At 57.2% G+C, this 9,259-nt stretch carries 11 protein-coding genes; all 11 read left to right on the top strand.

From position 1 onward, the window contains the following. The first annotated feature begins 187 nt into the window (after positions 1-187). The 11 genes from FD02_RS05530 to lgt all read left to right on the top strand — a co-directional run bounded on the left by FD02_RS05530 (position 188) and on the right by lgt (position 9,258). The gene (locus FD02_RS05530; protein WP_156408254.1) at positions 188-1,015 is read left to right on the top strand and encodes a phosphate ABC transporter substrate-binding protein PstS family protein; all 828 of its coding nucleotides are present in this window, start codon (positions 188-190) and stop codon (positions 1,013-1,015) included. A gap of 3 nt (positions 1,016-1,018) precedes the next feature. Continuing rightward, on the top strand, positions 1,019-1,939 hold the full coding sequence (gene pstC / locus FD02_RS05525; protein WP_056951064.1) for a phosphate ABC transporter permease subunit PstC: 921 nt from the start codon (positions 1,019-1,021) through the stop codon (positions 1,937-1,939). Then, complete coding sequence (gene pstA / locus FD02_RS05520; RefSeq protein ID WP_054722139.1) at positions 1,939-2,823, top strand: phosphate ABC transporter permease PstA; 885 nt, start codon at positions 1,939-1,941, stop codon at positions 2,821-2,823. Before pstC ends, pstA begins: the two co-directional genes overlap by 1 nt. Positions 2,824-2,837: 14 nt before the next feature. After that, a complete protein-coding gene (gene pstB / locus FD02_RS05515) occupies positions 2,838-3,647 on the top strand; it encodes a phosphate ABC transporter ATP-binding protein PstB (RefSeq protein ID WP_056951062.1) in 810 nt (269 codons plus the stop codon). Between the two features lie 21 nt (positions 3,648-3,668). After that, positions 3,669-4,430 carry a phosphate ABC transporter ATP-binding protein PstB gene (pstB, locus tag FD02_RS05510; protein WP_056951060.1) on the top strand — a complete coding sequence of 254 codons (762 nt, stop codon included), beginning with the start codon at positions 3,669-3,671 and terminating at the stop codon, positions 4,428-4,430. A 17-nt stretch (positions 4,431-4,447) separates the two neighbouring features. After that, entirely contained in the window at positions 4,448-5,125 is a 678-nt protein-coding gene (gene phoU / locus FD02_RS05505; protein WP_056951058.1) for a phosphate signaling complex protein PhoU, read from the top strand. Between the two features lie 154 nt (positions 5,126-5,279). After that, complete coding sequence (liaX, locus tag FD02_RS05500; RefSeq protein WP_054722141.1) at positions 5,280-6,746, top strand: daptomycin-sensing surface protein LiaX; 1,467 nt, start codon at positions 5,280-5,282, stop codon at positions 6,744-6,746. Between the two features lie 12 nt (positions 6,747-6,758). Then, positions 6,759-7,028, top strand: coding sequence for a hypothetical protein (locus FD02_RS05495; RefSeq protein ID WP_054722143.1), 270 nt, complete (start codon positions 6,759-6,761; stop codon positions 7,026-7,028). Beyond that, positions 7,028-7,366 carry a phage holin family protein gene (locus FD02_RS05490; RefSeq protein ID WP_054722145.1) on the top strand — a complete coding sequence of 113 codons (339 nt, stop codon included), beginning with the start codon at positions 7,028-7,030 and terminating at the stop codon, positions 7,364-7,366. Before FD02_RS05495 ends, FD02_RS05490 begins: the two co-directional genes overlap by 1 nt. Positions 7,367-7,486: 120 nt before the next feature. Next, positions 7,487-8,422, top strand: coding sequence for an HPr(Ser) kinase/phosphatase (gene hprK / locus FD02_RS05485; RefSeq protein WP_054722147.1), 936 nt, complete (start codon positions 7,487-7,489; stop codon positions 8,420-8,422). A 2-nt stretch (positions 8,423-8,424) separates the two neighbouring features. Then, positions 8,425-9,258, top strand: a complete 834-nt coding sequence (gene lgt, locus FD02_RS05480; RefSeq protein WP_056951056.1) for a prolipoprotein diacylglyceryl transferase — start codon at positions 8,425-8,427, stop codon at positions 9,256-9,258. Position 9,259 lies beyond the last annotated feature (1 nt).

The following is a 9,259-nucleotide window of genomic DNA, read 5'->3' as shown; positions in this document are numbered from 1 at the left end:
AGGACAAGTCATTGGCAAAAAACGCCATTGACTTGCCCTCAGTCCTGCGCTGCGTCCGGGACCGGCGGCTCGCCCTTTGAATTTACATTCCTTTTACATTTTCACGCCTCAACTTTTACATGGGATTGGTAGACTGTGCTAGTAGCTTGAGAACGGAGGACGGTTTGTGAAAAAGGCATTGTTAGCCATGTTGGGGCTACTTGCGCTTGCGCTTGGTGGCTGCAGCACGGATGGCGGGGAGTCGATTACGGCGGTGGGGTCGAGTGCCTTGCAGCCGCTGGTCGAGGCCGCCGCGGAGCAGTACCAAACTGAACATACCGGGGTGTTCATCAACGTCCAAGGTGGCGGGAGTGGCACCGGCTTGAGTCAGATCCAAGAAGGCGCCGTGGAAATCGGCAACTCGGATCTATTTGCTGAACAAAAATCGGGCATTCGCGCCCACAAACTCGTCGATCACCGGGTGGCGGTGGTGGGAATCACGCCCATCGTGAACCCAAAGGTCGGCGTCAAGAATCTCACGATGGTCCAGCTGCGGCGAATTTTCACCGGTGAAATCACAAACTGGCGCGAAGTTGGTGGCAAGAACGCGCCAATCGTGTTGGTGAACCGGGCGCAAGGCTCCGGGACCCGCGCGACGTTTGAACAATGGGTGCTGAAGGGCCGTCAACCAAAGGCCGCTCAGGAGCAGGATTCAACCGGGATGGTGCGCAGTATCGTGGCCAGCACGCCAGGCGCGATTTCCTATGTGGCGTTCTCCTATGTCGACGACACGGTGAAGGCCGTGGCGCTCGATGGGGTAACGCCGACGGATGCGCACGTGGCCAGCAACGCCTGGCCGATTTGGTCCTACGAGCACATGTACACCAAGGGTCCACCGACTGGCTTGACCAAGCGCTTCCTGGCGTACATTCAACGCCCGGCAACGCAGCGGAAGCTGGTTCAGAAGATGGGTTACATTCCCATCACCAGCATGCAAGTCGACCGAGACGCCACAGGTAAAGTCACGCGGAGGTAGCCAATGGATCCGATTCGAGAAGCAATGTTACACCCGTCTCGCTCGGCGAGACTCGAGCGCCGCGGTAAGTTGATCAGCTTCCTGTGCATCGCCTTGATCGTGCTGGTGGTGGTGGCGATTTTCGCCTTCGTCGCCTGGCACGGTTTAGCCACTTTCTTTGAAAATAAAATCAACCTCTGGGACTTTCTAAGTAAATCCGTCTGGTCGCCGGCGGTGAAAGACGCGCACGGCAACCCCGAGGTGGGGGCCTTGCCGATGATTGTCGGCAGCTTCGGCGTCACCTTCCTGTCCGCCATCGTCGCCACGCCAATCGCGGTAGGCGCTGCGATTTTCATGACCGAGATTTCCCCGCGCTGGGGGAGTAAAGTGCTACAGCCGGTGATTGAGCTCTTGGTCGGCATCCCCAGCGTCGTTTATGGGTTCATTGGGTTGAGCGTCGTTGTCCCAGTGATTCGCCACGTCTTTGGTGGCACCGGCTTCGGGATTCTCGCCGGGACCTTCGTGCTGTTCGTCATGATTCTGCCGACTGTCACCAGCATGGCCGTGGACGCCTTGAAGGCCGTGCCGCGGCATTACCGCGAAGCCAGTCTGGCGCTTGGCGGCACCCGCTGGCAAACGATTTACCGCGTGGTGTTGCGCGCGGGGATGCCCGGGATTTTAACCGGCGTTGTCTTCGGCATGGCGCGGGCCTTCGGGGAAGCCTTGGCCGTCCAGATGGTCATCGGTAACGCCAGCCTGCTGCCGCAAAACCTGGTGAGCCCGGCGTCGACGTTAACCTCCGTATTGACCTCCGGCATTGGCAACACTGTTATGGGGTCGCTGGAAAATAACGCCTTGTGGTCGCTGGCACTGCTGTTACTCCTGATGTCCTTGGCCTTTAACCTGGTCATTCGCTGGATCGGCAAGAAAGGGGAGATGAAGTAATGGACGCCAAACGCGCAGATAAGCTCATGACCGGCGTGCTTTACGCCGTAGCGGGTTTGATTATCATCATCCTCGCCAGTCTTCTCGGCTACATTTTGTGGCAAGGCTTGCCGCATATTTCCTGGCATTTTCTCACCAGCCCGGCGAAGTCTTTTGAAGCCGGCGGCGGGATTGGCATTCAATTGTTCAACTCGTTTTACCTGTTGCTGCTGGCCATGCTGATTTCCGTGCCACTGTCGCTAGGCGCTGGCATCTATCTGGCCGAATACGCCCGCAACAACTGGCTCACCGACGTGGTCAGGACCGCCATTGAAATTCTCAGCTCACTGCCCTCGGTGGTCGTTGGGTTGTTCGGGTTTCTTGTCTTCGTGTTGCAGTTTCAATTCGGCTTCTCGATTCTCTCAGGGGCGTTAGCGCTGACGATGTTCAACCTGCCACTGTTGACGCGCAACGTCGAAGACGCCTTGCGCTCAGTGAGCTTTGACCAGCGCGAAGCCGGCTTGGCGCTCGGGCTGTCGCGGTGGGAAACGGTGACGCACATCGTCATTCCGTCGGCGCTGCCCGGCATCATTACCGGGATGATCCTCGGCGCCGGGCGCGTCTTCGGCGAAGCCGCGGCGTTAATTTACACGGCTGGCCAAAGTGCGCCGGCGTTAAACTTTGGCGACTGGAACCCGCTGCATGTGGCCAGCCCGTTAAACATTTTCCGCCCGGCCGAAACGCTGGCCGTGCACATCTGGAAGATTAATTCCGAGGGCATTCAGCCCGACGCGGCGGCGGTGTCCGCCGGCGCCAGCGCCGTGCTCATCATCGCGGTGCTCGCCTTCAACCTGTTGGCGCGCTGGTTAGGCAACCGGATTTACCGCAAAGTCACCGCGGCGTAAGCAAAGGAGTCGACATGCAAAATTATTCGCTTGATGACATTTACATCCGCGACTTCGATCCGGCAACTGAAGAGATTGCCATCGACACGAAAAACATTCGCGTGTTTTACGGCGACAAGGAAGCCATTCACGATGTCTCGTTGCCGTTTGAACGCTACAAGATCACGGCACTCATCGGTGCGTCGGGGTCGGGCAAGTCGACTTTCCTGCGGAGCCTCAACCGCATGAACGACAACATCGAAGGTTCGCGAGTCACCGGTCAAATCATGTACCGCGACATCGACATCAACGCTAAAAACGTCGACGTGTACGAAATGCGCAAACACATCGGCATGGTGTTCCAGCGGCCCAATCCCTTCGCCAAGTCGATTTACGATAACATCACCTTCGCGCCGCGCCGCTTTGGCGAGCACCGCAAGGCCGTGCTGGACGAATTGGTGGAAACCAGTCTGAAGCAAGCGGCCTTGTGGGATCAAGTCAAAGACGACTTGCACCAAAGTGGTCTGGCGTTGTCCGGCGGTCAGCAACAGCGGTTGTGCATCGCCCGGGCCATCGCCATGAAGCCCGATGTGTTATTGATGGATGAGCCGGCCAGCGCCTTGGATCCGATTTCGACCTCGACGGTTGAGGACACCCTGTTGGCCCTGAAGGATCAATACACGATCATCATCGTCACGCATAACATGCAACAAGCCGCGCGAATCAGCGACTATACCGCTTTTTTCTATGGCGGCAAGGCGCTGGAATACGACGAAACGCGCAAGATTTTCACCCGGCCGAAGATCAAAGCCACCGACGATTACGTGTCGGGGCACTTCGGCTAGGCCCAGCAAAGGAGCCCAACCATGGCCAAGACAAAAGTCATCACTAGCGAGAACGTGAAGCTCCATTACGGGGACTTCGAGGCGTTGCACGGGATTAACCTCGATTTTGCCGAGCACGAAATCACCGCCTTGATTGGCCCCAGCGGCTGCGGCAAGTCGACTTATCTGCGGTGCTTGAACCGCATGAACGACTTAATTCCCACGGCGCGGGTGGAAGGGGACATTCGCTTGCGCGGCCAAGACATCTACGCACCTAGCCAAGATGTTGTGCAGCTGCGCAAAAGTGTGGGAATGGTGTTCCAGCAGCCCAATCCGTTTCCGTTTTCAATCTATGAAAACGTGGTTTACGGCTTGCGCCTCGCTGGGGTGAAGGACCGCGCCGTGCTCGATGAAGCGGTGGAAACCAGCCTGCAACAGGCAGCAATTTGGGATGAGGTCAAGGACAAGCTCCACGAATCTGCGCTGTCGTTGTCCGGTGGCCAGCAGCAGCGCGTGGTGATTGGCCGGGTGTTGGCGGTGAAGCCGGAAGTCATCTTGATGGACGAGCCGACCAGCGCCTTGGATCCGATTTCCAGTAGTCAAATTGAAAACATGCTCTTGGCTTTGCGGCACGACTATACGATAATTTTAGTGACGCATAACATGCACCAGGCGTCGCGGATTTCCGACAAAACGGCCTTCTTCTTGCAAGGCCGGCTGGTCGAGGCGGCACCAACGAAGCAGATTTTTTTGAATCCAGCGGAAAAAGAAACCGAAGATTACATTACCGGCCGGTTCGGCTAGGTAGAAGGAGGAACCCCATGCGGCGGTTATTTTCAGACGAGCTCAACGACTTGCACGTGCGCTTCTCAGAGATGGGCATGATGGCCAACGAGGCGATTTTTAAGTCAGTGCGGGCCTTTGTCAACCACGACAAAGACGCGGCCCGCGCCGTCATCGCAGACGACAAACACATCAACAAGCGCGAGGTCGACCTGGAAAATCGCAGCTTCGAGCTCATCGCGCTACAGCAGCCGGTGACGACCGACTTGCGTATCATCGTCACGGTGATGAAGGCCAGCAGCGACTTGGAGCGTATGGGCGACCACGCGGTGTCCATCGCCAAGTCCACGATTCGGGTGAAGGGCGAGACCCGCGTACCAGAAATCGAGGCGAAAATCGCCGACATGGCCAGCGCCGTCGAGCAAATGGTCAATGAGGTGCTCGACGCCTACGTGCAGTCCGATGCCGTGCGCGCCCGGCAAATTGCCGAAGAAGACCACGGCATCAACCAGTTTTCCGACGACATTTACCACTTGTGCATCGACCGCATGCGGGCCGACTCCGACACCATCGTCGGGGCGATGGATTACATGTTGGTCTCGTCCTATCTGGAACGCATCGGCGATTACGTGACCAACATCTGCGAATGGATTTTGTACCTGAAGACCGGCAAGTTGCTGGAGCTGAATTCCAACGCCAAGGAAGACGATTTCTAAGGTGCACCGCTGCGCGCAGGCGCGGCGGTTTTTTTGTTGCCCAGTCGGGTCCCTGCGCCCGAGGTGAAAATCAACCCTTGGACCCATGCCTAGCCATGCGAATGCAGGCATACTAGACTCATACGAAAGGTGATTCCGTTTGGAGGTAAACAAAATGAATGAACGTGAACGCATTCTCGACCTCGTAAAGCAAGGCGTCTTGACCAGCGAAGAGGCCTTGGTGCTATTAGAAAATCTGGCCAAGGCCAACACCGATGGCAGTAGCAAACCGGCTGCGCCTGCCGTGAGTCCAACTGACGCCGACTCCGATGATGACGCCGAGCAGCAGCCCGATCACGACGCAGATGCGGCTTTAACTGAACTGAACACGCGCATCGCCACGGCGTCCGGCTCGCTGGACGCGGTAAACGCCCAACTGAGCCAAATCGCGCATCAAATCGCGGCCAACGACGAGCAAATCATCGTCTTGGACACGATGGAGGACCTCGACACGCTAAGCGCCGAGAAATACGAAGAACGCGGCCAACTCAAGCGGGAGAACCAGACACTGGCAGCCCGCCAAGAGGAGCTAACCGCGCAACAAGGCAAACTCAAGGATGAATTGGCCGATTTACAGCGCCAGCGCCGCCGGCTCACCAAGTCCGGATTCAGCTCGGTGTTTGGCGAAGACTGGCAAAATTCCGCAAAGGGGACGCTGAATGACCTCGGCAAAACCGTCGGCGATGCTGCCAGCCAAGTCGGCAGCATCGTCAAGCAAACCGTCGACACGGTGATGGATAACATCGACTGGAAGGATGTTACCGTCCGCGTACCCGGGGTGGCGACCGAGAAGTTTAGTCACACGTTTGAGTTTGACGGCGCCGCCACCATCATCGACGTCAAGGTCGCAAACGGCGACGTTACTTTTGCCAGCTGGGACCAGCCTGGCTTCAAGGTAGACGCGAACATCAAGTTGTTCGGCAAAATGCCCGAAGCCACGCCGCTGACCGCTTTTGAAGCGCGTAGCCACATCGAAGTCAACGACGCGCACTTTGTGTTCCAGGTGCCTAATCGCCGCGTGCAGGCCGATTTAACCATTTACCTGCCGAAGCGTGAGTATGACCACCTGTCCGCCCGCCTGCTGAACGGCAGTGTCACCTTCACCGACGTCAGTGGCAAGGATTTCTACGTCAAGAGTACCAATGGTGAGCTCACCGTGACCGGCTTGACCGCCACGATGCTGGAAACCGAAGGCGTTAACGGCTCGATCAAGGTTACCGGCGGCAACATTCACGATTTGTTGTTGCACACGGTGAACGGCGACATCAAGGTCAACGCGACGCCGCAAACGCTGGACTTGCAAACGGTCAACGGCACGATTCGCACAACGTTGCTGAGCGATTTTCAAACCTTGACGGCCAGTTCCGTCAACGGTAACGTGAAAGTTGCGTTGCCGGCATCGGTAGCCGTGAGCGGCGAAGCCAAGACGCGCTTTGGTAGCGTCAAGAGCCGCATGACCGGCGTGACCAGCGAAAAAGACCATAAGCACCTCAGCCTGGATCGCCCCGGCACCGGTAGCGGCGTGATTAACGTGGCGACGACCAGCGGCACGATTCAGCTCAAGGACGTCGACCCCGAGTAAAGGAGAACCACCATGCCATTTCTCGTGATTCCACTCATTTGTTTAATTGTCGGCCTCGTGATCATGGCCGTCATGATGATTATGTTTGGCTTGATCCACCTGTTGTTGCCGATCATTGTCATTGTGGTGATTTGGCAGCTCGTGCGCGGCTTTTCCGGGCGGCGGACACCACCGCATCCACGGCCGCACACCGACTGGCAGGATAGCCTCCATGAACGCAAAGAAGCACGCCACGTGAAGGAAGAAACGCATCACGATCACGACGATTGGAGTGATTTCTAGTGCGGTTTCTGCGTAAAGTGGTGTTGACCACCGCGGTATTTCTCTTGTACGCCGCATTGTTTCCCGCCCATTTGGCGATTGCCAGCTGGCAAGCCGCGGTGATTGGTGCGCTGGTCCTCGGTGTGTTGAACGCCCTCGTGCGGCCGGTATTCAAGTTGCTGACCTTGCCGCTCACGATTTTAACGCTCGGCTTGTTCCTCTTGGTCATTAACGGCTTGATGTTGAGCCTGATGACGCAGTTCGTCGGCGGCTTTGCCTTTGGCGGCTTCGGCGATATGCTGGTATTGGCGTTGATCATCAGCGTGGTGAACATGCTGTTCGCCGATTCCAGGAAGTAATCTTGTTCGGTGGCGACTCACTCGAAGGTGGGTCGCTTTTTGCTTTGCGTGAGCTGGCCTGTTCACCCTGCGCCGGTGATGATAGAATGGGACTAATGACAAAAAGGACGGGTGGAGCCGATGGCGGATAGTGTTTCCGTAAAACAATTAGTGGACGCCGCAAAGTTAACCGTAGTGAGCGGGGCCGAGTACCTGACTGAGCGCAAGATCGTGGTCAGCGATATTTCGCGGCCCGGTTTGGAGCTAACGGGGTATTTTAACTACTATCCACACGAACGCGTGCAGCTGTTTGGCCGGACGGAAAGCGCCTTTGCCCAGAACATGAGCGACGCTGAACGACTGGTTATTTTTCGGCGAATGGCCACCGAGGACACCCCAGCATTTTTGGTCTCGCGAGGCATCGCACCGCTGCCGGAAATGGTTGAGGCGGGCACTACGGCACACGTGCCGGTGCTGACCTCGAAGCTGCCGACCACGCGGCTATCCAGCCTGATCACCGAGTACCTCGATGCCCAGCTAGCCGAGCGCCAAAGCATGCATGGCGTATTGATGGAAATCTACGGCCTGGGCGTGATGATCACCGGTGATTCCGGGGTCGGTAAATCAGAAACGGCCTTGGAGCTAATTCAGCGTGGACACCGGCTGGTTGCGGACGACCGCGTCGACGTTTACCAGCAAGACGAGCAAACCATTGTCGGCGAGGCGCCGAAGATTCTTTCTCACCTGCTGGAAATTCGTGGGCTAGGCATCATCGACGTCATGGACCTCTTCGGCGTCGGCGCCGTGCGCGCGGATGCCAACGTTGACTTGATTGTGCACCTCGAAAACTGGACGCCGGACAAGCAGTTTGATCGCCTCGGCTCCGGCCAACAGTCGCAACAGATTTTTGACGTCGCCGTACCAAAGATCATCATTCCGGTTAAGGTCGGCCGCAACTTGGCGTCGATCATCGAAGTGGCGACCATGAACTTCCGGGCGAAATCGCTGGGTTACGACGCGACGCAGACCTTCGAGAAGAACCTGAATAACTTGATTGAACAGAATTCGGAGGAGTAGCCGTGTTAGCAGCGTTAAATCCAATCGCTTTTGCCCTCGGCGGGATCGAGGTGCACTGGTATGGCATCATCATCGCCAGCGCCGTGCTCATTGCCGTGTGGCTAGCCATGCGCGAGGCCCGGGCGCGTGGCGTGAACGACGATCACATCTTGAACCTCGTGTTGTGGGCGTTGCCGTTTGCCTTAATCGGCGCGCGGCTGTACTACGTCGCTTTTGAGTGGCCATATTACGCCAAGCACCCTGGCGAGATCATCGCCATTTGGCACGGCGGCATCGCGATTTACGGTGCGCTTATCGCGTCGGTTATCGTGTTTTTGATTTATTGCCGCGTCAAGTGGCTGGAGCCTTGGCTGATTCTCGATATCGCCGCGCCGACGGTGATGCTGGCGCAAGCAATCGGCCGCTGGGGCAACTTTATGAACCAAGAGGCTTACGGGGCGAAAACCACGCTGGCCTACCTGCGCGGGTTGCACCTGCCAGAATTCATCATTCAGCAGATGAACATCAGCGGGGCGTTTCGCCAGCCGACGTTCTTGTATGAATCGACATGGAACCTCGTCGGTTTTGTCCTGTTGATGAGCGTGCGCCACCATCAAGGCTGGTTCAAGCAAGGTGAGGTCGTCTTGAGTTATGTGATGTGGTACAGCTTTGGCCGCTTCTTCGTGGAAGGCATGCGCACCGACAGTTTGTACCTGATGCCGGGGTTGCGCGTCTCGCAACTGTTATCCATTATCTTGTTTGTCGGTGCGGCCGTGATTTGGGTCGTGCGGCGCCGGCGGGGGAACGCCCCCTGGTACCTGGACGGCAGCGCGCTACCTGACGTAACAAAGCAGTAAC

Origin of the sequence: Lacticaseibacillus nasuensis JCM 17158, assembly GCF_001434705.1 — a bacterium.
In the GTDB taxonomy this organism is placed as follows: Bacteria; Bacillota; Bacilli; order Lactobacillales; family Lactobacillaceae; genus Lacticaseibacillus; species Lacticaseibacillus nasuensis.
Note: the sequence above shows the minus strand (reverse complement) of the source record. Positions and strands in the feature narration are given on the sequence as shown.